The sequence below is a fragment of the Mycobacterium sp. IDUB_19 genome, from assembly GCF_055419445.1.
On record NZ_JBVAXR010000163.1, the window covers coordinates 1 to 1,033 of the forward strand.

At 66.2% G+C, this 1,033-nt stretch carries 2 protein-coding genes; one reads left to right on the plus strand and one right to left on the minus strand.

The window, feature by feature from the left end; all coding sequences use genetic code 11:
- Positions 1 to 128 precede the first annotated feature (128 nt).
- Positions 129 to 716, plus strand: coding sequence for a TIGR03086 family metal-binding protein (locus ACZY0B_RS27635; RefSeq protein WP_463767404.1), 588 nt, complete (start codon positions 129 to 131; stop codon positions 714 to 716).
- Here ACZY0B_RS27635 and ACZY0B_RS27640 read toward each other — a convergent pair.
- On the minus strand, positions 713 to 1,033 hold a 321-nt coding region (locus ACZY0B_RS27640), incomplete at its 5' end, for a DoxX family protein (RefSeq protein WP_463767405.1). The two genes, ACZY0B_RS27635 and ACZY0B_RS27640, sit on opposite strands and share 4 nt — an antisense overlap.

Consider the following 1,033-nt stretch of genomic DNA (forward strand, 5'->3'; position numbering starts at 1 on the left):
CAAGACCTCGCAACTGGTGTCGGTAAGCCAAATTAGTCGGTAATCAAGGACTTTGCGGCCCTAAGTCGGTCCGGGCTTGCGTAATCTCGCCGAAAAGGGCTAAGTCGCAGCGCGCTACGATGCACTCAATGAATGGCGAGACCGCACCGATCGGCATTTTGGTCACCGAGGCGATCGACTTACTCATCGCCGCCGTGGACCAGATTCCACCGGAGGGCTGGGACCAGCCGTCTAACCTCGAGGGCTGGAGCTTGCGCGATTTGGTGGGGCACGCCACCGGCAGCGCGGCGAAGATCGTGACGCTCGTCGAAGACGGAAAGGTCTGGGAACTCCCTTCGCAGCCGGCCGACTGGGTATGCGACGACCCGGCGGCACGACTTCGCGAGCTGGCCGCGCGGTTGCAGGTTGGCTTGCCCGGCGCCGACCTGGACGCGATGCGGGTGTCGCCGGAGGGCGAGGTTCCGCTGCGCCGGGCGCTGACCTATCCCGTCTCGGACCTGGCGTTGCACAGCTGGGACGTACATTGCTCACAAGGCCGGCTGATCGAGCTGCCGTCAGACCTGCTGGCGCTGAGCCGTGGACTTGTGGAGTCGGTGCCGGAGGCGATGCTGCGGCGGCCGGGCGGCTTCGGGCCGGCCCACTCCGCGCCGGCGGACTCGACGCCGACTGCCCGGCTGATGGCTTATCTCGGGCGCTCAGTCGACCGACAGGGCTAGCTGTCGCGCCTGATCTTCAATGCGGTGGTGATCATCGGAATCTGAAGTGGTAGCCGGGCGAAAGCGGCGATGCGCATCGGCCACGGCTTACTCCACCACAACCGGCACATGTTGACGTTCGCCGGGAACACCCCGAGGAACAGTACGACGGCCGCCAGCGCGGCTGTCCGCCGAGTGCGTCGCGGCACCAGCAAGGCACCGGTGGCTATCTCGGCGACACCCGATGCGTAGGTGTAGAAGCGCGGGGTGCCGGGCAGCTCGGCGGGGACGATGTCGTCGAACGGTTTGGGGGCAAGGAAGTGCACGGTGCCGATACC

What these genes read in the sequence shown, in the direction of transcription:
- ACZY0B_RS27635 (WP_463767404.1), top strand. Translation starts at nt 129, where the DNA reads ATGAATGGCGAGACCGCACCGATCGGCATTTTGGTCACCGAGGCGATC.